General features: G+C 64.9%; 20 protein-coding genes. 14 read left to right on the top strand and 6 right to left on the bottom strand.

Annotated elements, in window-relative coordinates; all coding sequences use genetic code 11:
• Window positions 1-86 precede the first annotated feature (86 nt).
• Window positions 87-842 carry an SDR family NAD(P)-dependent oxidoreductase gene (locus QZ749_RS01400; RefSeq protein ID WP_296942478.1) on the top strand — a complete coding sequence of 252 codons (756 nt, stop codon included), beginning with the start codon at window positions 87-89 and terminating at the stop codon, window positions 840-842.
• A 69-nt stretch (window positions 843-911) separates the two neighbouring features.
• On the opposite strand, the gene QZ749_RS01395 is transcribed toward QZ749_RS01400, so the two are convergent.
• Window positions 912-1,805, bottom strand: coding sequence for an AraC family transcriptional regulator (locus QZ749_RS01395; protein WP_296942476.1), 894 nt, complete (start codon window positions 1,803-1,805; stop codon window positions 912-914).
• A gap of 153 nt (window positions 1,806-1,958) precedes the next feature.
• On the opposite strand from QZ749_RS01395, the gene QZ749_RS01390 reads away from it, so the two are divergent.
• Window positions 1,959-2,351 carry an HIT family protein gene (locus QZ749_RS01390; protein WP_296942474.1) on the top strand — a complete coding sequence of 131 codons (393 nt, stop codon included), beginning with the start codon at window positions 1,959-1,961 and terminating at the stop codon, window positions 2,349-2,351.
• The gene (locus QZ749_RS01385; RefSeq protein ID WP_296942472.1) at window positions 2,351-3,442 is read left to right on the top strand and encodes an HNH endonuclease; all 1,092 of its coding nucleotides are present in this window, start codon (window positions 2,351-2,353) and stop codon (window positions 3,440-3,442) included. The genes QZ749_RS01390 and QZ749_RS01385 overlap by 1 nt, the downstream gene beginning before the upstream one ends.
• 6 nt (window positions 3,443-3,448) lie before the next feature.
• Here QZ749_RS01385 and glmS read toward each other — a convergent pair whose 3' ends face one another.
• A complete protein-coding gene (gene glmS, locus QZ749_RS01380; protein ID WP_296942470.1) occupies window positions 3,449-5,278 on the bottom strand; it encodes a glutamine--fructose-6-phosphate transaminase (isomerizing) in 1,830 nt (609 codons plus the stop codon).
• A gap of 150 nt (window positions 5,279-5,428) precedes the next feature.
• Between glmS and QZ749_RS01375 the strand changes: the two genes are divergently transcribed.
• A complete protein-coding gene (locus QZ749_RS01375) occupies window positions 5,429-5,902 on the top strand; it encodes an Lrp/AsnC family transcriptional regulator (protein WP_296942793.1) in 474 nt (157 codons plus the stop codon).
• Window positions 5,903-6,217: 315 nt separating this feature from the next.
• Here the strand turns inward: QZ749_RS01375 and glmU are convergent, their stop codons facing one another.
• Window positions 6,218-7,594 carry a bifunctional UDP-N-acetylglucosamine diphosphorylase/glucosamine-1-phosphate N-acetyltransferase GlmU gene (gene glmU, locus QZ749_RS01370; RefSeq protein WP_296942468.1) on the bottom strand — a complete coding sequence of 459 codons (1,377 nt, stop codon included), beginning with the start codon at window positions 7,592-7,594 and terminating at the stop codon, window positions 6,218-6,220.
• A gap of 27 nt (window positions 7,595-7,621) precedes the next feature.
• Between glmU and QZ749_RS01365 the strand changes: the two genes are divergently transcribed.
• From QZ749_RS01365 to QZ749_RS01340, 6 genes are all read left to right on the top strand, one after another.
• Complete coding sequence (locus QZ749_RS01365; RefSeq protein ID WP_296942466.1) at window positions 7,622-8,518, top strand: DUF6279 family lipoprotein; 897 nt, start codon at window positions 7,622-7,624, stop codon at window positions 8,516-8,518.
• Between the two features lie 87 nt (window positions 8,519-8,605).
• The gene (rsmD, locus tag QZ749_RS01360; protein ID WP_296942464.1) at window positions 8,606-9,238 is read left to right on the top strand and encodes a 16S rRNA (guanine(966)-N(2))-methyltransferase RsmD; all 633 of its coding nucleotides are present in this window, start codon (window positions 8,606-8,608) and stop codon (window positions 9,236-9,238) included.
• A 121-nt stretch (window positions 9,239-9,359) separates the two neighbouring features.
• A complete protein-coding gene (coaD, locus tag QZ749_RS01355; protein ID WP_296942462.1) occupies window positions 9,360-9,860 on the top strand; it encodes a pantetheine-phosphate adenylyltransferase in 501 nt (166 codons plus the stop codon).
• Window positions 9,861-9,877: 17 nt separating this feature from the next.
• Window positions 9,878-10,144: a YfhL family 4Fe-4S dicluster ferredoxin gene (locus QZ749_RS01350; RefSeq protein WP_296942460.1), complete on the top strand. Its 267-nt coding sequence runs from the start codon at window positions 9,878-9,880 to the stop codon at window positions 10,142-10,144.
• A gap of 176 nt (window positions 10,145-10,320) precedes the next feature.
• Complete coding sequence (locus QZ749_RS01345; protein ID WP_296942458.1) at window positions 10,321-10,887, top strand: DUF1003 domain-containing protein; 567 nt, start codon at window positions 10,321-10,323, stop codon at window positions 10,885-10,887.
• A gap of 151 nt (window positions 10,888-11,038) precedes the next feature.
• On the top strand, window positions 11,039-11,635 hold the full coding sequence (locus tag QZ749_RS01340; protein ID WP_296942456.1) for a chalcone isomerase family protein: 597 nt from the start codon (window positions 11,039-11,041) through the stop codon (window positions 11,633-11,635).
• A 731-nt stretch (window positions 11,636-12,366) separates the two neighbouring features.
• On the opposite strand, the gene QZ749_RS01335 is transcribed toward QZ749_RS01340, so the two are convergent.
• Window positions 12,367-12,660, bottom strand: a complete 294-nt coding sequence (locus QZ749_RS01335) for a hypothetical protein (protein ID WP_296942454.1) — start codon at window positions 12,658-12,660, stop codon at window positions 12,367-12,369.
• Window positions 12,661-12,825: 165 nt separating this feature from the next.
• On the opposite strand from QZ749_RS01335, the gene QZ749_RS01330 reads away from it, so the two are divergent.
• Window positions 12,826-13,806 (top strand): LysR family transcriptional regulator, encoded by a 981-nt coding sequence (locus tag QZ749_RS01330; RefSeq protein ID WP_296942452.1) that lies wholly within the window; start codon window positions 12,826-12,828, stop codon window positions 13,804-13,806.
• An 82-nt stretch (window positions 13,807-13,888) separates the two neighbouring features.
• Here QZ749_RS01330 and QZ749_RS01325 read toward each other — a convergent pair whose 3' ends face one another.
• A complete protein-coding gene (locus QZ749_RS01325) occupies window positions 13,889-14,344 on the bottom strand; it encodes an Lrp/AsnC ligand binding domain-containing protein (protein WP_296942450.1) in 456 nt (151 codons plus the stop codon).
• Window positions 14,345-14,557: 213 nt separating this feature from the next.
• On the opposite strand from QZ749_RS01325, the gene putA reads away from it, so the two are divergent.
• Window positions 14,558-18,211, top strand: coding sequence for a trifunctional transcriptional regulator/proline dehydrogenase/L-glutamate gamma-semialdehyde dehydrogenase (gene putA / locus QZ749_RS01320; RefSeq protein ID WP_296942448.1), 3,654 nt, complete (start codon window positions 14,558-14,560; stop codon window positions 18,209-18,211).
• Between the two features lie 120 nt (window positions 18,212-18,331).
• Window positions 18,332-19,447: an alanine dehydrogenase gene (ald, locus tag QZ749_RS01315; protein ID WP_296942446.1), complete on the top strand. Its 1,116-nt coding sequence runs from the start codon at window positions 18,332-18,334 to the stop codon at window positions 19,445-19,447.
• Here ald and QZ749_RS01310 read toward each other — a convergent pair.
• Entirely contained in the window at window positions 19,417-20,232 is an 816-nt protein-coding gene (locus QZ749_RS01310) for a 5'-methylthioadenosine/adenosylhomocysteine nucleosidase (RefSeq protein ID WP_296942445.1), read from the bottom strand. The genes ald and QZ749_RS01310 overlap by 31 nt on opposite strands.
• A gap of 1,474 nt (window positions 20,233-21,706) precedes the next feature.
• On the opposite strand from QZ749_RS01310, the gene QZ749_RS01305 reads away from it, so the two are divergent.
• Window positions 21,707-22,540 (top strand): alpha/beta fold hydrolase, encoded by an 834-nt coding sequence (locus QZ749_RS01305; protein ID WP_296942443.1) that lies wholly within the window; start codon window positions 21,707-21,709, stop codon window positions 22,538-22,540.

Here is a 22,540-nt window from a genome sequence, read left to right as displayed (position 1 = left end):
AACAGTCTTCCAGCATCCGGCAACGGCCAGCCTGGCCCGCGCCGGATACTGGGCGCTCCTTCGACACGCCTCCACGGGAGCACACCATGAGCAAGATCACCATCGTCACCGGCGCCAGCCGCGGCCTGGGCCGCAACACCGCCCTGCACATCGCCCGCCGCGGCGGCGACGTCATCGTCACCTACCAGCAGCGCGCCGACGATGCCGAAGCGCTCGTCGCGGCCATCCGCGCCCTGGGCCGCAAGGCGCTGGCCCTGCGGCTGGACGTCGGCGACACCGCCGGTTTCCCCCGCTTCGTCGACAGTGTGCGCGCCGGCCTGCGCGCCACCTGGGACCGCGACACCTTCGACCACCTCGTCAACAACGCCGGCCACGGCGACATGGCGATGATCGAGGACACCACCGAGGCGCAGTTCGACAGGCTGGTCGACGTCCACTTCAAGGGCGTGTTCTTCCTGACCCAGTCCCTGCTGCCGCTGCTGGCTGACGGCGGCCGCATCGTCAACCTGTCCAGCGGCCTGACCCGCATCTCCTACCCCGGCTTCGGCGCCTATGCCGCCGTCAAGGGCGCCGTCGAAGTGCTCGGCGTCTACCTGGCGAAGGAACTGGGCAAGCGCGGCATCGCCGTCAACACGGTGGCGCCGGGCGCGATCGAGACCGATTTCCTGGGCGGCGCCGTGCGCGACATGCCCGACCTGAACGCCACCTTCGCCGGCATGACGGCGCTGGGACGCGTCGGCGTGCCGGACGACATCGGCCCGATGATCGCCAGCCTGCTGGGCGAGGACAACCGCTGGATCAACGGCCAGCGCATCGAAGTCTCGGGTGGCCAGGTCATCTGAGCGCCAGCGGCACCAGCGCCGGCGGCCTCAGCTTCAGCTTCAGCGTCCGCCTCGACGTCGGCCTCGGCGTCAGGCCGCGACATGGCTGCGGCCATGCGCCGCCGCCACGTCGCGCACCGGCGGCATGCCGAACATGCGCCCGTATTCTCGCGTAAATTGCTGCACACTCTCGTAGCCGACCGAGAACGCCGCATGGCTGGCATTCGCCCCCTCGGCCAGCATCAGGCGCCGCGCCTCGATCAGGCGCAACTGCTTCTGGAACTGCAGCGGCGTGAGCGAGGTCACGGCGCGGAAGTGCTGGTGGAACGAGGACGGACTCATGCCCGCCACCTCGGCCAGGCGCTCGACGGGCAGGCGCTGCGCATACGCGCTACGCAGCAGCGCGACGACGCGGGCGATGCGCCGCACGTGGCCATCGGGCAGGCCCAGGCGCCGGATCGCCGCACCATGGCGGCCGGCGAGCAGCCAGTAGTGGAATTCGCGCACCAGGGAATCGCGCAGCACCGGCAGCGCCGACGGCCGCTCGAGCAGGCGCACCAGGCGCAGCGCCGTATCCGCGACGTGCTCGTCGGTGGTCTCGATCCGCACCGGGCCAGCGTCATCGTCCCGCAGCGCCGCCATCTCGGCCGTCAAGCCGGCAATGATGGCCGGATCGAGGTCCAGCACCAGCGAATAATAGGGAACTGCCTGGCTGGCCTCGACGATCTGGCTGACGGTCGGCACATCGGCCATGATCAGCAGGGAATCGCCGGCGCGGAAGGTCAGCGACTGCGTCCCCATGCTGACGTGCTTTGCGCCCTGCAGCACCAGGCAGGCCAGCGGGCGCGGGATCTGGTAGCTCAATGCGGTACGTGCGGTCGCGCGGATCGCCGCCAGGCCGGGGATGGGCGTCGGCGCGATGCCGTCGCCGTCGGCGTAGGCATCGGCATACCTGCGTACGGCGTCGAGGAGTCGGGTATCCATGCCCGCAATGGTAATCCGCTTCGGCGGACATGGGGAGCAGCCCGGAGGATTGGGCAAGGATGATCGAGGCTTGGGCAAGGCGCTGTTCAATATTGCCGGGTCGGGCCCGGCGGCGGGTAAGATAGCGGATTCGAAACAGGTTCCGGTACGACCATGCATAGCGCCACGCCCTGCGTTTTTTGCGCCCTGTCCGCCGCGCGGATCATCGACAGCAATGCCCTGGCCATCGCGATACGGGATGGTTTTCCGGTATCGCCGGGCCATACGCTCATCATCCCCAGGCGTCATGTCGGCTCGTTCTTCGCGATCACCGATGAAGAACGCGCCGCCATGCTGGCGCTGCTGGACAGGGCCAAGCACGCGTTGGACGAGGAAGCCGCGCCGGACGCCTACAACATCGGCATCAACGATGGCGCGGCGGCGGGCCAGACGGTGGCGCATCTCCACATGCACCTGATCCCGCGTTATGCCGGCGACCTGCCGGATCCGCGCGGCGGCGTCAGGTGGATCATCCCCGGCAAGGCCGACTACTGGAGCGGCAGGTAATGTTGCCGCCTTCGCCCCAGGAACAGCTCGTCTTTCTCGACCATATACAGCGGCTGTTCGAAGAAGGCGAATTCGTCGCGACGTACAAGTACGCCTTGCTGCTTGCGATCACCGAGCTGGCCGTCGAACTGGGTACCGACACCGGTGGCACGCTCGACCTGTTCCATGCCGACATCGCCAACAAATTCCTGGAACTGTACTGGCGCCAGGTCGTGCCGTATCGCGCGCAGGGCGAGGATGGCATCCTCGTCCAGAACAAGGGCAAGCAGGCCGCCATCATCGGCCTGTTGCGCGGGTTGCATGCCCGTCATGGCACGCTATCGAAGGCACGTGCATCCGGCGAGTGGAAGGTCGCGGTGCGGGAAACGGTCGGCCTGCTCAAGACGATGCCACTATGGCGCCTGCAGGTGCTGCGGCGCCAGGAAGTGCGTTTCCTGTACATCCCGGGAACCGGCCCCTACATCAGGTTGCTCCCCGGCGTGATGTTCAACCTGCGGCGCTTTCACGGACTGCTGCAGCAGCTCATCCGTTCGGCCTGGACGGCCCACATCCGTACCAATCCACGCAACATCGCATTGCTTGGCGAAGGACACGATCTCGAGGAAGTGCTGTTCGGTTCGGACCGGGCCTCGCTGGCCCTCGTCCGGCCGGTCTTGCGCGACCTGCAGGACGACACGTGCTTCTATTGCCAGCGCCGTCTCGGGGAAACGGGCGATGTCGACCATTTCATTCCCTGGTCCCGGTATCCACGCGACCTTGGCCACAACTTCGTCCTGGCGCACCGCAGCTGCAACGGCGACAAGCGCGACCTGCTGCCAGCCACGGTACACCTGGAAAAATGGCGCAACAGGAATGTCCTCCAGGGAGCAATCCTGGAACGCGAACTGGCAGGACAATTCATCTGCGACGAGCCGACCACGCTGCGCGTCGCGCAGTGGTCATACGAGCATGGCTTCGCGACATCGTCGCAATCCTGGCTGGGCATCAAGGACGTCGTGCCGCTGACCGGGGACTACCGGCGCATTCTCGCGCAGCGGGTGGCGGCGTCGATTGGGCCGCCGCCGATGACGGGCAGCGGCCCCCTGCCATGACCCCGCTTACTCGACGGTCACCGACTTCGCCAGATTCCTCGGCTTGTCCACATCCGTCCCCCGCGCCAGCGCCGTGTGATAAGCCAGCAACTGCAGCGCCGCCACGTGCAGGATCGGCGACAGCAGGCCGTAGTGTTCCGGCAGGCGGATCACGTGCAGGCCGTCGCCCGAGGTGATGCGCGAGTCGACGTCGGCGAAGACGTACAGCTGGCCGCCGCGGGCGCGCACTTCCTGCATGTTCGACTTCAGTTTTTCCAGCAGGGCGTCGTTCGGGGCGATCGTCACCACCGGCATTTCTTCCGTCACCAGCGCAAGCGGGCCGTGCTTCAGTTCGCCGGCCGGGTAGGCTTCGGCGTGGATGTACGAGATTTCCTTGAGCTTCAGCGCGCCTTCCAGCGCGATCGGGTAGTGGATGCCGCGGCCCAGGAACAGGGCGTTTTCCTTTCTCGCGAATTCCTCGGCCCAGGCGATGACCTGCGGTTCCAGCGCCAGCACCGACGACAATGCGACCGGCAGGTGGCGCATCTGTTTCAGGTAGTTGGCTTCCTGCGCGTCGTCCAGGCGGCCGTTGACCTGCGCCAGCGTCAGCGTCAGCAGGAACAGGGCGGCCAGCTGGGTGGTGAAGGCTTTCGTCGATGCGACGCCGACTTCGACGCCGGCGCGCGTGATGTAGGCCAGCTTGCATTCGCGCACCATGGCGCTGGTGGCGACGTTGCAGATGGTCAGCGTGTGTTCCATGCCCAGGCTGCGCGCGTGCTTCAGCGCGGCCAGCGTGTCGGCCGTCTCGCCCGATTGCGAGATGGTCACGACCAGCGTCTTCGGGTGCGGGACGCTGTCGCGGTAGCGGTATTCGCTGGCGATCTCGACGTTCACCGGCAGTTGGGCCACCGATTCGATCCAGTACTTGGCGGTGAGGCCCGCGTAGTAGCTGGTGCCGCAGGCCAGGACCAGCACGCGGTCGATGTCCTTGAACACGCGGTAGGCCTCGTCGCCGAACAGTTCCGGCATGATGCCGGTGACGCCTTCGAGCGTGTCGCCGACCACGCGCGGCTGCTCGAAGATTTCCTTCTGCATGTAGTGGCGGTACGGACCCAGCTCGGCGGCGCCGGTGTGCGCGTGCACGGTTTTCACGTCGCGCTCGGCCGGGCGGCCGTCGGCGTCGACGATCCAGTAGCGCGCCAGCTGCAGGTCGACCACGTCGCCTTCTTCCAGGTAGATGATCTGGTCGGTGGTGCCGGCCAGCGCCATCGCATCCGAGGCGACGAAGTTTTCTTCCTTGCCCACGCCGACGATCAGCGGCGAGCCCTGGCGCGCGGCCACCACGCGGTGCGGTTCCTCGCGGCAGAACACGGCGATCGCATAGGCGCCGTGCAGGCGCTTGACGGCCTGCTGCACGGTGGCGAACAGGTCGCCGTCGTACATGTGGTCGACCAGGTGGGCGATGACTTCGGTGTCGGTCTGGCTCTGGAACACGTAACCCAGTTCGGTCAGCTCGCGGCGCAGCTCGTCGTGGTTCTCGATGATGCCGTTGTGGACCAGGGCGATGCGGGCATTGTCTTCGCTGGGCGAGAAGTGCGGGTGGGCGTTGCGGGTGGCCGGGGCGCCGTGGGTGGCCCAGCGGGTGTGGGCGATGCCGGTGAAGCCCTGCAGCCCGGTTTCCCGGACCTGCGCCTCGAGGTCCGCCACGCGCGAGGTGCTGCGCGAACGCGACAGGTGGCCGTCGACGTGCAGCGCGACGCCGCAGGAGTCGTAGCCGCGGTACTCGAGCCGCTTCAGGCCTTCGATGAGGACGGGGGTGATGTTGCGTTGGGCTACTGCGCCGACGATGCCGCACATGGGATGTTCTCCAGAAAATTTAAATGACGCAAGTACTGTAGAACAGACGACATGAAATAAGCTTTCAGAGTTCTATCGAATTTGAAATATTATTTCATGCTACGCTAATCATGAAATTTCCTTTCATTTTTTATCGTTATTTTTATGAATATGTCGACAGAAGACCCGATACTGGACGACCTCGATCGTCGCATCCTGAATGCATTGCAGCTTGACGCATCGCACACCAATGCCGAGCTGGCAGCGCTGGTGCACGTTTCCCAGCCAACTTGCCTGCGCCGCGTCAAACAGCTGATGGAAAACGGTGTTATCGAACGGCAAGTTGCGATCGTCGCCCCGGACAAGGTCGGCGCCCGCCTGAGCGCCATCGTCGAGATCACGCTGGACGTGCAGGCCGCCGACCGGATGGAAGAGTTCGAACGCGTGGTGGCCGGGGAAGCGGCCGTGCTGCAGTGCTACCGCGTGTCGCCCGGGCCGGACTTCGTGCTCGTCGTGCAGGTGGCCGACATGCCCGCCTACCATGCGCTGGCGCACCGCCTGTTCACCACGCACAGCAATGTGCGCAACGTCAAAACCTATTTTTCGACGTTCCGGAGCAAATTCGAAACCCGCATCGCGGTCTGAACCTGTCCACATGGCGCCCGGCGCGCTGTGGATAAGTCTGTGCGCATGCCGGTCCCGGCGGCGGCGGCGGTGGCCGGCCGCGCCCGGCAGCCCCGCCAATCCGGGCTTCCGGCGGGAGGCGGCCCGCCGGGGCTGCGCACGGGCCTGTGGATGACTTTGTGGAATACACTGTGGACGAGCGGTTGACATCCCTGTGCACAGGCGGTGGACCAGGCTGTGACCATCCCCTGTACAAGCCTGTCGACAAGCCTGTGGATCGCGCGTGGATTTGCTGTGCACTGGCTGTGCCCATCCGGTGGACAGGCACGGACCGGATCACTTCTTGACCTTGACCGGACGCTTCCAGTTCTCGATGGTCAATTGCTTGGGACGGGAGATGGTCAGCTTGCCGGCCGGCGCATCCTTGGTCAGCGTGGTGCCGGCGCCCAGCGTGGCGCCCTTGCCGACGGTGACCGGCGCCACCAGCTGGCTGTCGCTGCCGATGAAGGCGTCGTCCTCGATGGTGGTGCGGAACTTGTTGGCGCCATCGTAGTTGCAGGTGATGGTGCCGGCGCCGATGTTGACGCGCGCGCCGACGTCGGCGTCGCCGACGTAGGCCAGGTGGTTGGCCTTGCTGTGCGCCGCGACCGTGCTGTTCTTGACCTCGACGAAATTGCCGATGTGGACATCCTGGCCCAGTGTCGTGCCCGGGCGCAGGCGCGCGTACGGGCCGATGACGGATTGTTCGCCGACCACGGCGCCCTCGAAGTGGCAGAACGGCTTGACCTGGGCGCCGGCGGCGACGCTGGTGTCGACCAGCACGCAGTTGGCGCCGATGGTGACGCCGTCGCCCAGTGCCACGCGGCCCTCGAACACGCAGCCGACGTCGATGGTGACGTCGCGACCGCACAGCAGCTCGCCACGCACGTCGATGCGCGCCGGATCCAGCAGCGTCACGCCGCGCTCGAGCAGGGCGGTGGCGATGTTCAGCTGGTGGCGGCGCTCCAGCTCGGCCAGTTGCACCTTGCTGTTGACGCCGGCGACTTCCCACTCGGCAGACGGCTGGGCCGACACGACGGGCACGCCGGCCGCGACCGCCCTGGCGACGATGTCGGTTAGGTAGTACTCGCCCTGGGCATTGTCGTTGCCCAGCGCCTGCAGCCAGCCGGCCAGGTAGCGGGTCGGGATCACCATGATGCCGCTGTTGATTTCCTTGATGGCGCGCTCGGCCTCGGTCGCGTCCTTTTCTTCGACGATGCGCACGATGCGGCCGTCTTCGCGCACGATGCGGCCCAGGCCGAAGGGATTGGCCTGCTCGACGGTGAGGATGGCCAGCTTGTCGCTACCGGCGGCCTCGACCAGGCGGCGCAGCGAGGCGGCGGTGGTCAGCGGGACGTCGCCGTACAGCACCAGCGTCGGCGCATCCGCGTCGATCTGCGGCAGCGCCTGCATGACGGCGTGGCCGGTGCCTAGCTGCGGCTGCTGCAGCGCGGTGTCGATCGTCAGGCCGGACTTGCCGCCCCAGGCCTGCACGGCGCTGGGCACCGCTGCGCCGCCGTGCCCGTAAATCACGCATAATCGGCTGGGCTCGAGGCTCAGTGCGGTATCGATAACATGTTGCAACAGCGGCTTCCCGGCCAGCGGATGCAAGACTTTCGGCAGGGCGGATTGCATGCGCTTTCCCATGCCGGCGGCGAGGATGACTACGTTCATAAGCCGTTCTCAATCAGGTTATTAAAGATGAAAAAGTTTAACACGCCCCATTTTCTGCTCCAGCGCACCCGCACGCTGTGCGTGATCGCGCTGATGGTGCTGGCCGCAGGCTGCAGCACCATCCGGTTCACCTACAACCATGGCGACACCTTGTTGTACTGGTGGTTGAATGCTTACATCGATCTCGACAGCGACCAGTCCGACTGGGTCAAGAAAGACATCGACAAGCTGTTCCAGTGGCACCGCGCGACCCAGCTGCGCGACTATGCCGGCATCATGACCAAGATGCAGCGCCAGCTCGCCGACGGCAACGTCACCCAGGACGAGTTGCTGGCCGACTACCGCGACATCAAGGCGCGCACCGAGCTGCTGGCCTTCAAGGCGCTGCCCGACCTGGCCGACCTGGCGCTGTCGATCAAGCCGGAGCAGGTCGCGCAAATGGAAAAGAAATTCGCCAAGAACAATGCCGACTTCCGCAAGAAATTCATGAGCGGCAGCGTCGAGGACCAGCAGGAAGCGCGCTACAAGAAGGCGCGCGAACAGTTCGAGCTGTGGTTCGGCAATTTCAGCCGCGAGCAGGAAGCGCAGCTGCGCAAGGCATCCGATGCGCGTCCGCTCGACAACGACGTGTTCCTGCAGGAGCGCATGCTGCGCCAGAAGAAGATCGTCGCGCTGCTTCGCCGCATCCAGCAGGAAAAGCTGAACAAGGAACAGACGATGTCGGCCATCCACGGCCTGCTGCGCGAATTCTTCGACCGCATGGAAGCACCGGACCGCAAGGCGTTCTACGATGCCTACGTGGACAACACGGCCAAGTTCGTCATCGCCGGCATCCGCATCACCACGCCGGAACAGAAAGCCCATGCGCAGCAGCGCATGCAGGGGTGGATCAACGATTTCAATGCGCTGGCGGCGGGTAAATAAACGCATGCCGGGCCGTCGTTGACACCGGGGTCAGAGCCCTCGAAAAGCAACACCGGGCTCTGACCCCTCCCATGCTATATTCCCGCCATGCAAAAGAAGCCCTTCCACTCCCAGGCGCGCCGGCCCGGCCCGCCGCAGCAGGTGCGCATCATCGGCGGCGCCTGGAAACGCACGCCGCTCCCCGTCCTCGATGCCCTCGGCCTGCGCCCCACGCCCGACCGCGTCCGCGAAACCGTCTTCAACTGGATCAATCACCAGATCGACGCCGACTGGCAGCAGGCCGATTGCCTCGACCTGTTCGCCGGCAGCGGCGCCCTCGGCTTCGAGGCGGCCAGCCGCGGCGCGCAGTCGGTCACGATGGTCGACAGCTTCGGGCCGGCCGTGCGCCAGCTCGAACTGATCAAGGACAAGCTGAAAGCCGACAAGGTGAAAGTCCTGCGCGCCGACGCGCTCGCCATCGCCCGCGACCTGGCCCAGCGCGGCCAGCGCTTCGACGTGATCTTCCTCGATCCGCCTTATCAACAGGACTTCCTGACCCAGGCGCTGCCCCTGTGCCGCGCGCTGCTCAAGGACGGCGGCCTGGTCTACGCGGAGTCCGGCGAACGCCTGCCGTTCCCCGAGCAGGACGACGACGCCATGCCGGAATGGCTGCAGGGCTGGACCCAGGTCAGGGCCGATAAAGCGGGAATGGTGCATTTCCATTTGCTGAAGTTGCACTAAAACACCGCGCCAACGCGCAAATCTGCTTAAAGTTTAAGCAAATAGCGCCCCAGACCGGGGCGGCTGCCGAAATTTCAGGCATAATGCGCGTCTATTCAGGTGCATTTTCCAGGGAGCCGCAATGGTTGTAGCCGTTTATCCAGGTACTTTCGATCCGCTGACCCGCGGCCATGAAGATTTGGTCCGCCGCGCATCGGGTCTGTTCGACACCCTGGTGGTCGGTGTCGCCGACAGCAAGAACAAGAAACCGTTCTTCTCGCTCGACGAACGCCTGGAGATCGCCAACGAAGTGCTGGGGCATTATCCGAACGTGAAGGTCGAGAGCTTTTCCGGCCTGCTCAAGGATTTCGTGCGCCAGCACGATGCGCGGGTCATCGTCCGTGGCCTGCGTGCCGTCTCCGACTTCGAATACGAGTTCCAGATGGCGGGCATGAACCGCTACCTGCTGCCCGACGTCGAGACCCTGTTCCTGACCCCGTCCGACCAGTACCAGTTCATCTCCGGCACCATCGTGCGCGAGATCGCGATGCTGGGCGGCGACGTGTCCAAATTCGTGTTCCCCTCGGTCGACCGCTGGCTGCAGAAGAAAATCGCCGCCATCCACGCCGCACCGAAAGCATAAGGTTCGAACGTTCTACCATGGCTTTGCTGATTACCGACGAATGCATCAATTGCGACGTGTGCGAGCCCGAGTGCCCGAACGACGCGATTTCGATGGGCGAGGAGTTCTACCAGATCGACCCGCACAAGTGCACGGAATGCGTCGGCCACTTCGACGAGCCGCAGTGCCAGCAACTCTGTCCTGTGGCGTGCATTCCGTTCGATCCCGCATGGCGCGAAACGCGCGAACAACTCCAGGCGAAGTACGAACGCCTGACCGCGGAAAAGGCCGCCAAGGCAGCCTGATCCCGATCCCCGAGCCGGCCGATGCCGGCTTTTCTTTTGCCCGCCGCTCTTCACAACCTCCTGTGGATAACTTTCCTGGTTTTGATTGCATTCGCAATAGATTAATTCATTGTGCATGCAATCTTTGATGCCGGCAGCGGTGCACGGGTGCCGCGGGGCGCATGCTATGCTGGTTCATGGACGACGAACGCGCCCCCGACGACCCCTTGCCCTCTTCGGTGGGGGAAAACATCGGCACCATCGCCGAGTTCTATGCGCGCCACGAGCAGCGCGTCTCGGCCACCCAGCGCGTCGTCGAGAAAGTGGCGCTGTTCCTGGGCAGCCCCAGCTACGTCGCCGGGAATATCCTGTTCATCGTGTTCTGGATCGCCGGCAACCTCATGGCGCCCGATCTCGGCTGGGAGCAGGTCGACGAGCCGCCGTTCTTCTGGCTGCAGGGCCTCGTCGGCCTGAATGCCTTCGTCATCTCCACCACCGTGCTGATCCGGCAGAACCGCATGTCGGCGCTGGCCGATCACCATGCCCACCTCGACCTCCAGGTCAACCTGCTCACCGAGGAAAAGACCAGCAAGATCATCGAGATGCTGGAAACGCTGCGGCGCGAACTGCCGGGCACGAACAAGCAGGAAGACCGCGAAGCGAGGGAAATGGCCGAACCGGCCGATCCGCAAGCCGTGCTCGCTGCCATCGAACGCGAACAGGACGAGCCCTACGGCGAAGCGGGCCGGCGCCGCGCGCCATGAGCGGCCGCCCGTGCTGCGGCATGGGAATTAGAATTGCTCGTCGGTGATGCTCTGGCATACAGTGCATGAGCATGCGAAAAAGAGGGCTGGCCCTGCGCGGCAAGCTGCCTGCGGCCCGGCCCGACCGAACCTGTCAATATGAGGAGACAAGATGATTTCACGACGTACCGGATTGAAGACCCTGGCTGCCGGCATCCTGCTGGCCTGTGCATTCGGCCAGGCCGGCGCCGCCGTCGATGTCGGCGGCTACAAGTTCGAAGACACGGACAAGCTCGCCGGCCAGGAGCTGAAACTGAACGGCGCCGGCATGCGCACCAAGTTCGTGGTCAAGGTCTATGCCGCCGGCCTGTACCTTACCGAGAAAAAGACCGCGGTGGCCGATATCCTCAAGCAGGAAGGCCCGCGCCGCGTGACCCTGCAGATGGCGCGCGACGTCTCGTCCGAGGATTTCGGCAAGGCGTTCATGGACGGCCTGAACGATAACGTCGACCGCGCCGAGAAGTCCCGGATCGTGTCGCAGATCGGCAAGTTCGGCGAGATCTTCGCCATGGTCGACGGCCTCAAGAAGGGCGACGTCCTGCACCTGGACTGGATCCCGGGCACCGGCACCGTGTGCGAGCTGAACGGCAAGAAACTGGGCAGCACCTTGCCCGATATCGCCTTCTATAACGCCATCCTGCGCATCTGGCTGGGCGACAAGCCCGTCGACCGTTCGCTCAAGCAAGCCATGCTGGGCGACACCAAGTAATCCACAGCGTTTTTGCACCAGGCGGCCCCGGGACACCGGCGGCCGCTTTTTTTTCGCCCATCGTGCGCGCCGCCGCCGGCATGCGCCCGTTCCGCATCGTTCCCCTTTCTCTACCGCGAAATCGCCGCCATCGCCGCATGCCCGGGGTAGCGCAATACCGTCCGATTTTTTTGACTGCGTGCCGTCCTTTTTCCGGGATGCGTCCACCCTCGTCCGGGACCGAACGCGTCTCCTGCGATGCATATCTTCGATTTCTTCGATGATTACCTGAACTATTCCATATGATGGATTGATAGTTAACTTCATGCATTATTCAATCAAACACCCGGGATATATCGATAACATGGCGGCAAAACTCGATGATGACGACAATGCATGCTTCGTTCTCTCGGCACCATCGATACCATGCAAAATGCATCAAAGTCCTGTAAGTTTCCATTAACGACGGACATTATTTTGAATAGTCGAACATCGAATTTTTCATTGTCAACATTCATGACGACTCAATGTTAAATCGTGCCGACGTAAAACCGCTGGTCAAACCGGTTGACCGGAAGTCGTCATCGGGACGTGAGATGGGGTCGGGCACGCCCGGCGGCACACCGGGAAACGGCGCCATGCCTGGCGACGCAGGTACCGTCTGACAGCGGCGCAGGGAAGGGATGAAAAAAAAGCGGCACCCGGAGACCCGGATGCCGCTTTCGAGGGAAGACTGTTTTAAACTGGTAAGATCAGGAGCGCGAACCGAAGGCGCGGATCCCGGCGGTGTCGTTGGCACCGGCCGCGGTTGCGGCGTTGCTTGCCTGCAGGGCTTGCGCATCGCGCAGCTTGCGTCGCGCCGCCAGCTCGTCCTTGGTCGGACGCGGACGGACGGCCAGCACCAGCGCGCGTGCAATGCCCACCAGCAGCGGACGGAAGTACATCAGGAGGCCGGCCAGCAGGATCAGCTGGACCATGCCGGTCAGCAGCTGGGTGAAGGGCAGGGCCGTCACCGGGGTCTGGATCAGGGTATCGGCGAAAGACATGGTGGAAGGCTCAGTGGGTCATGATCGATGTGTTCGATGTAACTGTAGTGCAACGCAACATATAAATCTAATTACGCTTTCTGATAGCCCTTATGTTGTTTGTGAATGAAACCGGGTACACTGCTGCGTAACGCTTGTATCCCTGCTTGTCCTGAACGGAGTCCCATGAGCTTCCTCACGCTTGATTTAAACCTGCTCCGCGTCTTCGATGCCGTCATGACCGAGCAAAACCTGACGCGCGCCGCCGGCCATCTCGCGATGACCCAGCCGGCCGTGTCGAATGCCATCAAACGCCTGCGCGAGAGCCTGGGTGACGAACTGCTGATCCGCACCGCCTACGGCGTCAAGCCGACGCCGCGCGCCGAAGCGTTGTGGCCGGCCGTGCGCCAGGCGCTGGCCGCGCTGGAAGCGGCCGTGATGCCGGAAACCTTCGACGTGTCGAAGGCGCAGGCCACCTTCCGCATGGCCATGGCCGACGCCACCGCGGCGCTGTGGCTGCCGTCGCTGGTGCGTTCGATCGAAAAGGAAGCGCCGGGCGTGAACATCCGCATGGTGCCGCTGACGACGCGCGAACCGCGGCCGATGCTGCTGCGCGGCGACATCGACCTGGCCGTTGGCTTCTTCCCGGGCGTGGCCGCCCAGCTGTCCTACGAAACGGGTTCGCCGATCCGCCACGAACGCCTGTATTCGGGCGAATACGTGGCCGTGATGCGCAAGAACCACCCGCTGGCCCTGGGCAAGCTGGACCTGGACGACTATTGCAAGGCCAACCACCTGCTGGTGAGCTTTTCCGGCCGCGCCCATGGCCTGGTCGACGAGGCGCTGGCCCAGATCGGCCGCGAACGCCGCATCCTGCTGACGGTGAACCAGTTCTTCACGGCCGGCCGCGTCGTGGCCAATTCCGACCTGGTGACGGTGCTGCCGAAGCACCTGATTCCCTCGACCGGCGCCGCCGACGCGCTGGTGTGGCGCGAACTGCCGTTCCAGCTGCCGGCCGTGCACCTGGACATGCTGTGGCACGAGCGCGACGGCCGCAGCCCGGCCCACCGCTGGCTGCGCAAGAACCTGGAAAGCATGTCGGCGACGGCGCAGAAGATGCTGCCGCAAAAATCCGAAGTGACGGAAAAGATGGAAAAGATCGCCTGAACGATGGCAACCCGCACCCGTCGCGCCGGGGCGACGGTGGGTCGATGAGATGGTCGATGGAGGTGGAAGGGAAACGCGCGGCTTACCTGATGGGCAGTTTGGTCGTGTTCTTGACCTCTTCCATGACCGCATAGGTGTGCGTCTCGCGCACGCCCTTCTGCAGCAAGGTCTTGCCGAGGAATTCGCGGTATGCCGCCATGTCCTTCACGCGCGCCTTGACCAGGTAGTCGAAGCCGCCCGCCACCATATGGCATTCCAGCACTTCCGGGATCAGCTGGACGCTCTGCTTGAAGGCGTCGAACACTTCCGGCGTGGTGCGGTCCAGCACCACCTCGATGAATACCAGCAGCGACACGTCCAGCAGTTGCGGGTTCAGTTGCGCCGTGTACCCCATGATGTAGCCGGACTCGTGCAGCTTGCGCACACGCTCCAGGCAGGCCGCGGGCGACAGGTTGACCCGCGCCGCCAGTTCGACGTTGCTGATACGCCCGTCGCTCTGGAGCTCGGCCAGAATTTTCTTGCTGATCTTGTCCAGCATACTTCACTCTCCACTATAAATATTATTTGGTGAAATTCTCTCACCAAAAACTATCTTTTCCTAGTCTTCCGTAAAAACAGAATTAATCCAGAAGAAATCCTTCTACAATCGAATCATTGAGGTGCATTTACATTCGCGTCGGCCGTCATCCACGGTACGGCGCGTTTTGCCATGCAGGCCTCCCGTTTTTCTTATCGCTTACTCAAGACCTCCATGAACATTGCCGCCACTTCGGCCACCACCTACGTTCCCTTCGACGCCCTGCAGGCCGAGACCCGCCGCGAGCAGACGCCGCTGCGCGCCGCCATCACCGACGCCTACCGCCGCGACGAAACCGCCGCCGTGGAATGGCTGCTGGCCCAGGGGGCGAGCGCCCACGCCGACGCCCACGCGCTGGCGCACCGCCTCGTCTCGGCCGTGCGCCAGAAGCGCACCCGCTCCTCGGGCGTGGACGCGCTGATGCACGAATTCTCGCTGTCGTCCGAGGAAGGCGTCGCACTGATGTGCCTGGCCGAAGCGCTGCTGCGCATCCCGGACACCGAGACCGCCGACCGCCTGATCGCCGACAAGATCAGCAAGGGCGACTGGAAGAAACACCTGGGCGAATCGCCCTCGCTGTTCGTCAATGCCGCCACCTGGGGCCTGCTCGTCACCGGCAAGCTGGTGTCCTCGAACAGCGAGAACGGCCTGGGCGCCGCGCTCACCCGCCTCATCGCCAAGGGCGGCGAACCGCTGATCCGCAAGGGCGTCGACCTGGCCATGCGCATGCTCGGCAACCAGTTCGTCACCGGCCAGACCATCGCCGAGGCGCTGAAGAACAGCCGCGAGAACGAAACCCGCGGCTACCGTTATTCGTATGACATGCTCGGCGAGGCCGCCCTCACCGAATCCGATGCAAGCAATTACTATGCCTCCTACGAGGCGGCGATCCACGCGATCGGCAAGGCGTCGAACGGCCGCGGCATCAAGGACGGCCCGGGCATCTCGATCAAGCTGTCGGCCCTGCACCCGCGCTACAGCCGCGCGCAGTACGCGCGCGTGATGGGCGAATTGCTGCCGCGCGTGCGCAGCCTCGTGCTGCTGGCCAAGCAGTACGACATCGGCATCAACATCGACGCCGAGGAAGCGGACCGCCTCGAGATCTCGCTCGACATGCTCGAAGCGCTGGCGTTCGATCCGGAACTGGCCGGCTTCGAAGGCATCGGCCTGGTCGTGCAGGCCTACCAGAAGCGCTGCCCGTTCGTGATCGACTACGTGGTCGACCTGGCGCGCAGGAGCGGCCGCAAGTTCATGGTGCGCCTGGTCAAGGGCGCCTACTGGGACGCCGAGATCAAGCGCGCCCAGGTCGACGGCCTGCCGGGCTACCCGGTCTATACGCGTAAGGTGTACACCGACGTGTCCTATCTCACCTGCGCGCGCAAGCTGCTGGGCGCCACCGACGTCATCTATGCCCAGTTCGCCACGCACAACGCCCACACGCTGTCGGTGATCTACACCTGGGCGCAGGCCGACAAGGTGAGCAACTACGAATTCCAGTGCCTGCACGGCATGGGCGAGACGCTGTACGACCAGGTCGTCGGCGCCGCCAACCTCGGCAAGGCCTGCCGCATCTATGCGCCGGTCGGTTCGCACGAGACGCTGCTGGCCTACCTGGTGCGCCGCCTGCTGGAAAACGGCGCCAACACCTCGTTCGTCAACCAGATCGTCGACGAAAGCGTCCCCATCGATTCCCTGCTGGCCGACCCGTTCGCGCAGGCGCGCGCCGCGCGGTGCCAGCCGCATCCGCGCATCCCGCTGCCGCGCGACCTGTTCCCGGATGGCCGCCGCAATTCCGCCGGCCTCGACCTGGCCAACGAGAACGTGCTGGCCGCGCTGGGCATGGAACTGGCCACGCCGCGCCACTACCTGGCCGCGCCGGTCGTGGACGGCGTGCTGGAAGCCGCCGGCGCCGTCAATGTCGTGAATCCGGCGCAATCGGCCGACATCGTCGGCCAGGTGACGGAAGCCACGACGGGCGACGTCGACACGGCGCTGCAGTCGGCCATGAACGCGCTGCCGGCCTGGGAAGGCATGGGCAACGCCGCCCGCGCCGACATCCTGGCGCGCACCGCCGACCTGTTCGAGCACAACATGATCGAGCTGATGGCACTGGCCGTGCGCGAAGCCGGCAAGTCGCTGCCGAACGCGATCGCCGAGATCCGCGAGGCCGTCGACTTCCTGCGCTACTACGCCGCCGAAGTGCGCGCCGCCGACGCCACCCGCGCGCTGGGCCCGGTGACCTGCATCAGCCCGTGGAACTTCCCGCTGGCCATCTTCACCGGCCAGGTCGCGGCCGCGCTGGCCGCCGGCAATACCGTATTGGCCAAGCCGGCCGAGCAGACGCCGCTGATCGCCTTCCGCGCCGTCCAGCTGTTCCACGACGCCGGCGTGCCGGCCGGCGTGCTGCAGCTGCTGCCGGGCCGCGGCGAGACCGTCGGCGCCGCGCTCACCGGCGACGCGCGCGTGAAAGCCGTGATCTTCACCGGTTCGACCGAAGTGGCGCAGCTGATCAACCGCGTGCTGGCCGAGCGCAGCGCGCGCGAAGGCTGCGACATCCCGCTGATCGCCGAGACCGGCGGCCAGAACGCGCTGATCGTCGATTCCTCGGCGCTGCCGGAACAGGTGGTGCAGGACGTGCTGTCGTCGGCCTTCGACAGCGCCGGCCAGCGCTGCTCGGCGCTGCGCGTGCTGTTCCTGCAGGAAGACGTCGCCGACAAGACCATCAAGATGCTCAAGGGCGCGATGCAGGAACTGCGCGTGGGCGTGCCGGACCGCCTGGCGACCGACATCGGTCCCGTGATCGATGCCGAAGCCCGGCAGAACCTGCTCGGCCACATCGAGCGCATGAAGGCCACGGCCAAGCAGCACTTCTCGCTGGCCCTGCCGGAGACGCTGCAGGCGCAGGGCACCTTCGTGCCGCCGACCGTGCTCGAGATCGGCGCGCTGGCCGAACTGACGCGCGAAGTGTTCGGCCCCGTGCTGCACATCGTGCGCTACCGCCGCGCCGACCTGCCGCAGGTGATCGACGCGATCAATGCCACCGGCTACGGCCTGACCCTGGGCGTGCATTCGCGCATCGACGAGACCATCGACTTCATCACCTCGCGCGCCCACGTCGGCAACATCTACGTGAACCGCAACATCGTCGGCGCCGTCGTCGGCGTGCAGCCGTTCGGCGGCGAGGGCAAGTCCGGCACCGGTCCCAAGGCCGGCGGCCCGCTGTACCTGAAGCGCCTGCAGCAGCAGGCCGGGCAACAGCCCTTGCAGGCGCGCGCACCGCGTACCGACGCGGCCCTGGATGCGCTGCTCGACTGGGCCCGCGCCAACGGCCACGGCAACGTGGCCACGCTGGCGCAAGCCTATCGCGCGGCCTCGCTGGAAGGCGTGCGCATCGACCTGCCGGGCCCGACCGGCGAGCGCAACCAGCTCGCCTTCGTCCCGCGCGGCGCCGTGCTGTGCGCGGCCGGCGGCGTGCCGGCACTGCTGAACCAGCTGGCGGCCGTGTTCGCCACCGGCAACCACGCGCTGGTCCTTGCCGATGCGCGCGATCATGCGCTGACGACGCTGCCGGCCGCGGCCACGGCGCGCCTGCGCTTCGTCGACGCGGCGCAGCTGGACGGCTGCGACATCGCCATGGCCCTGGTCGATGCCGGCCTGAAGGCGGACATGCAGCGCACGCTGGCGGCGCGCCCGGGCGCCATCGTCGGCATCGTCGACACGCAGGAAGGCGCACCGGTCGCGCTGTGGCGCCTGGTGGCCGAGCGGGCGCTGTGCGTCAACACGACGGCGGCGGGAGGCAACGCCAGCCTGATGACGCTCGGCGCATAAGCGGGAGGCAACGAGACGCGGCGTGCCGCGGTGCAGGCTGGTCCTGCGCTGCGGCACGCTTTTTTTTTCACTGGTCGGAGAAGCGTGGTGCGGTAGTTCTTTTACAACATGGAGGCAGACATGCTGGTAGGCGTTCCCAAAGAAATCAAGAACAACGAATTCCGGGTGGGGCTGACCCCGCCCGGCGTCCACGAACTGGCGGCGCATGGCCACCAGGTGCTGGTGCAGGCCGGCGCGGGCGCGGGCATCGGCCTGGCCGATGCGGACTACGCGGCGGCCGGCGCCATGATCGTCCCCTCGGCCCAGGACATCTTCGCGCGCGCCGACATGATCGTGAAGGTCAAGGAGCCGCAGCCGCAGGAATGCGCGCTGCTGCGCCCGGGACAGATCCTGTACACCTACCTGCACCTGGCGCCGGATCCGGAGCAGGCGAAGGCGCTGCTGGCGTCCGGCGCCGTCTGCATCGCCTACGAGACCATCACGGGCGCGGGCGGCGGGCTGCCGCTGCTGGCACCGATGAGCGAGGTGGCGGGCCGCATGGCCATCCAGGCCGGCGCCAGCCACCTGGAAAAATCGAAGGGCGGCGCCGGTGTCCTGCTGGGCGGCGTGCCGGGCGTGGCGGCGGGCCACGTCGTCATCCTGGGCGCCGGCGTGGTCGGCACCAATGCGCTGCAGATGGCGGCCGGCATCGGCGCCCGCGTGACGGTCCTCGACAAGAACGTCGACCGCCTGCGCCAGCTCGACCTGGTGTACGGCAACCGCATCGCGACGCTGTTCTCGACGGCCCACGCGGTCGAGGAAGCGGTGCTGTCGGCCGACCTCGTGATCGGCGGCGTGCTGGTACCGGGCGCGCAAGCCCCCAGGCTGGTGACGAAGGCCATGGTGGCGCGCATGAAACCGGGCGCGGTGGTGGTCGACGTGGCGATCGACCAGGGCGGCTGCTTCGATACCTCGCATCCGACCACGCATGCCGATCCGACCTTCGTCGTCGACGGCGTCGTGCACTACTGCGTGGCCAACATGCCGGGCGCGGTGGCGCGCACGTCGACCTTCGCGCTGAACAATGCGACGATCGGCCATGCCGTCGCGCTGGCGGACAAGGGCTGGCGCCAGGCCCTGCGCGACGATCCGCACCTCAGGAACGGCCTGAACGTCTGCGCGGGGCAGGTCACCCACGCGGCCGTGGCCAGCGCGCTGGGCTACGACTACGTGCCGGCCGAGTCCCTGCTGGCCTGAGCCGGGGCGGCACCGGCGGCGGGCAGCCCGTCCCGCCACCCCAGGCAGAACTGCCTGACGATGTGGAACGCATACCGCGCGGCCACGGATTTCACGAAGCGCATGAAATCCGTGGCCGCGTTTTCGTTGGCATTGTCGGAAATCGTCCGGATCACGCCGAACGGGATGCCGAGCTCGAAACACACCTGCGCCACCGCCGCGCCCTCCATCTCCACCGCCAACAGGCCCGGCAAGGCCGCGTGGAGGGCCCGTACGCGCTCCCGGCCCTTCACGAACTCGTCGGCACTGGCGACCAGCCCGCGGTGCACCCGCGGCTGCTGGAGGGCGAATGCGGCCCGTTCCTGCGCCTCGATGGCCGCGGCGAAGTCGTGCGCCAGGAAACGCTGCGCCGCCTCGAGCAGGTGCACGGCCATCCGGCGGTCGGACAGGAAGTGCGTCAGCCCCGTCAACGGCACTTCGTAGCGCGGAAACAGCGGCGTCGCATCCATGTCGTGCTGGACCAGCGATTCGGCCACGACGACGTCGCCGACACGGATCGCCGCATCGCCGGCACCGGCGACTCCCGTAAACAGGATGTGGGTAACACCGAACTTCTCCACAAGCGTCGTGGCTGTCATTGCCGCAGCAACCTTGCCAATACGCGATAGGACGCACACAGCGTCGATTTCCCAGAGGTGTCCGACAACGTACTCGCGCATGCCGTGGATGAGCTTGTAGGGCCTCTGCATGGCCTCCACGAGCCCCTGCTGTTCTTCGTGCAACGCGCTGATGATCCCTAGTCGCATGTGTTCGATCGTCCTGGATGGTCTGGAAAACCGTTTTTCAAGGCTTGTGCACCTTGTTCACGGTCTTTTTGTTTTAGTAAACGTAGGTATATATAAAAACTGGTAGTGATAGTAAACGTCGATGTTGCTGTGGATAAGACGGGATTTGTCTACAGCGTCAACGGTTTACGTGTTGCCGGAAGTGCTGGAAAAGCATTGTATCGATGCGGGACCGATGTTGGACAAAAAACGGTTTTCCAGAAAACAGCCCGGTTTTGCACACTTGCTCCTGTGGATATGCAGGCGCTTTTCCACAGACGCTGCCGACCGCGCGTCTTTTCTTGCCTGCATAGCATGGCTGGCAGGTCATCCATCCCGCCAGCAGCGGTCGCTACGGCTGTCCTTGCCGGAACGACAGGGGCATGCATGACGCTGTCTTGTTTTGCAGCCTGGACGTGGGCGTCGTCGTTTTCCTGTAGACCGTCGAGCGTTTGCACCGTGTTGACGCTTGCTGCCGTTCGCAGACGGTGGCGGCGCTTTTTTTTTGCGTCGAACTGGCCTGCCTGGGGATGCAGGCCTGAGATCGGCCTTGTTCCTGTAGACGATTTTTTTTGCGAACCGACTGCCTTTGCTTTGCGGCTAGGGTATTTGTCGAGTTGATGTCCTGGCGCGAGCGTAGCGAGCGCTTTTTTTTATATTAGTTAACTTGGATAGAAAGAAAGGATAGTAGTGGTAGTAAACGCGCCCTGAACTGTGGATAAACCGATTTTTTTCCACAAGCTCAAGGGTTTACGTGGTGTCGAAGCGGCTGGACAAGCCTTGTATCCGGCTTGGAGCAAAACTGGACAAAAAATTGGCGGTGGCCAACTCGGCCGGTTTCGCACATACCGTGCTGTGGATATGCAAGGGTTTGTCCACAGGCGTGCGGGAAATGGCGTCGAAAAGATGTTTCCAGGGTGGACGGCGTAGTCGAAGTGGCCATCGAAGCGACCGTCGACGCGTTCGTCGTGCCGGCCTGGCGACGGATCGTCAAGGCTATCCGGCGTGGTCGACGTCGTTCCCGTCGCATCGACGTCGGCAGGGCCGGAGTCGATTTTTTTTTGCGCGAACGCCGGCGCGCCGCACGGCGCCAGGTTTACAACCAAAAGCTTGTATACAGAATGATGATAGTAGTTAACGGTGGTACTCATCTGTGGATAAGCTGGGTTTTTTCCACAAGATCAAGCGTTTACGATGCGTGCAAGCCGGTGGGTTTTCCATGTATGTTCCTAGTGGAAAAAATGAATAAATTTTTCGATCGTCGAGATATCCGGGTTTCCCCACATTTCGTACCTGTGGATATGCATAGGCTTATCCACAGCCCGGCAAGGCCCGTCATCGCCCAGGATCGGGTGCGTGGACAGCGGCAAGAGGCGCGTAGAATGGGTCGCGAGCGCCATCGCGGACGCTCGCAGGACGACAACACGGTGCGGCGCTGACGAAACGGAGGCAGGACGTGATCGACGACTCCCTGATGCTGGACGTAAACGGCATACGCATGCATGTCACCACGACCGGGCACGGTCCGGCCGTCTTGTTGTTGCACGGATTTCCCGACACCCACCAGGTCTGGCGCAAGCAGGTCGATGCGCTGGCGGGGGCCGGTTATCGCGTGCTGGCGCCGGATTTGCGCGGCTACGGCCGCAGCGATGCGCCGGGCGGTATTGCCGATTACACGCTGGACAAATTGCGCGGCGACGTCCTCGGCCTGCTCGATGCGCTGCACATCGACAAGGCATGCATCGTCGGCCACGATTGGGGCAGCCTGATCGGCTGGCAGGTGGCGACGCTGGCGCCGCAACGCGTGCATCGCCTGGTGGCGTTGTCGGTCGGCCATCCGCTCGCGATCGCCCGGTCCGGTCCCTTCCAGTACCTGCGCATGACGTATGTGCTGGGTTTCATCCTGCCCGTCATCGCCGAACAGGTGCTGCGCGCCGGCGACTGGTTCATGCTGCGCCAGTTCACCGACGAGCCCGGGCAGGCCGATCACTGGAAACGCGAACTGTCGGCGCCGGGCCGGTTGACGGCCGCGCTGAATTATTACCGCGCCAATGCCGGCCTCGTGCTGCCGCAAACCTACTCGCGCATCAAGGTGCCGGTGATGGGAATCTGGAGCGACCGCGATCCGGCGATGGGCGAGAAGCAGATGCGCGACTCGGCGCATTACGTGGAAGGCGAATTCCGGTTCGAACGCATCCGTGGCGCGGACCACTGGCTGCAACTGACGGCGCACGAGAAGGTGAACGCCTTGCTGCTGGCATTCCTGGGCGAGGCGCACCTGCCGTCCTGA

The sequence above is a fragment of the uncultured Massilia sp. genome (assembly GCF_913773735.1).
In the GTDB taxonomy this organism is placed as follows: domain Bacteria; phylum Pseudomonadota; class Gammaproteobacteria; order Burkholderiales; family Burkholderiaceae_D; genus Telluria.
Note: the sequence above shows the minus strand (reverse complement) of the source record. Positions and strands in the feature narration are given on the sequence as shown.

What these genes read in the sequence shown, in the direction of transcription:
- coaD (WP_296942462.1), top strand. Translation starts at nt 9,360, where the DNA reads ATGGTTGTAGCCGTTTATCCAGGTACTTTCGATCCGCTGACCCGCGGC.
- QZ749_RS01365 (WP_296942466.1), top strand. Translation starts at nt 7,622, where the DNA reads ATGAAAAAGTTTAACACGCCCCATTTTCTGCTCCAGCGCACCCGCACG.
- glmS (WP_296942470.1), bottom strand. Translation starts at nt 5,278, where the DNA reads ATGTGCGGCATCGTCGGCGCAGTAGCCCAACGCAACATCACCCCCGTC.
- glmU (WP_296942468.1), bottom strand. Translation starts at nt 7,594, where the DNA reads ATGAACGTAGTCATCCTCGCCGCCGGCATGGGAAAGCGCATGCAATCC.
- QZ749_RS01330 (WP_296942452.1), top strand. Translation starts at nt 12,826, where the DNA reads ATGAGCTTCCTCACGCTTGATTTAAACCTGCTCCGCGTCTTCGATGCC.
- QZ749_RS01340 (WP_296942456.1), top strand. Translation starts at nt 11,039, where the DNA reads ATGATTTCACGACGTACCGGATTGAAGACCCTGGCTGCCGGCATCCTG.
- rsmD (WP_296942464.1), top strand. Translation starts at nt 8,606, where the DNA reads ATGCAAAAGAAGCCCTTCCACTCCCAGGCGCGCCGGCCCGGCCCGCCG.
- QZ749_RS01400 (WP_296942478.1), top strand. Translation starts at nt 87, where the DNA reads ATGAGCAAGATCACCATCGTCACCGGCGCCAGCCGCGGCCTGGGCCGC.
- putA (WP_296942448.1), top strand. Translation starts at nt 14,558, where the DNA reads ATGAACATTGCCGCCACTTCGGCCACCACCTACGTTCCCTTCGACGCC.
- QZ749_RS01325 (WP_296942450.1), bottom strand. Translation starts at nt 14,344, where the DNA reads ATGCTGGACAAGATCAGCAAGAAAATTCTGGCCGAGCTCCAGAGCGAC.
- QZ749_RS01350 (WP_296942460.1), top strand. Translation starts at nt 9,878, where the DNA reads ATGGCTTTGCTGATTACCGACGAATGCATCAATTGCGACGTGTGCGAG.
- QZ749_RS01310 (WP_296942445.1), bottom strand. Translation starts at nt 20,232, where the DNA reads ATGCGACTAGGGATCATCAGCGCGTTGCACGAAGAACAGCAGGGGCTC.
- QZ749_RS01375 (WP_296942793.1), top strand. Translation starts at nt 5,429, where the DNA reads ATGTCGACAGAAGACCCGATACTGGACGACCTCGATCGTCGCATCCTG.
- QZ749_RS01345 (WP_296942458.1), top strand. Translation starts at nt 10,321, where the DNA reads ATGGACGACGAACGCGCCCCCGACGACCCCTTGCCCTCTTCGGTGGGG.
- QZ749_RS01395 (WP_296942476.1), bottom strand. Translation starts at nt 1,805, where the DNA reads ATGGATACCCGACTCCTCGACGCCGTACGCAGGTATGCCGATGCCTAC.
- ald (WP_296942446.1), top strand. Translation starts at nt 18,332, where the DNA reads ATGCTGGTAGGCGTTCCCAAAGAAATCAAGAACAACGAATTCCGGGTG.
- QZ749_RS01390 (WP_296942474.1), top strand. Translation starts at nt 1,959, where the DNA reads ATGCATAGCGCCACGCCCTGCGTTTTTTGCGCCCTGTCCGCCGCGCGG.
- QZ749_RS01385 (WP_296942472.1), top strand. Translation starts at nt 2,351, where the DNA reads ATGTTGCCGCCTTCGCCCCAGGAACAGCTCGTCTTTCTCGACCATATA.
- QZ749_RS01335 (WP_296942454.1), bottom strand. Translation starts at nt 12,660, where the DNA reads ATGTCTTTCGCCGATACCCTGATCCAGACCCCGGTGACGGCCCTGCCC.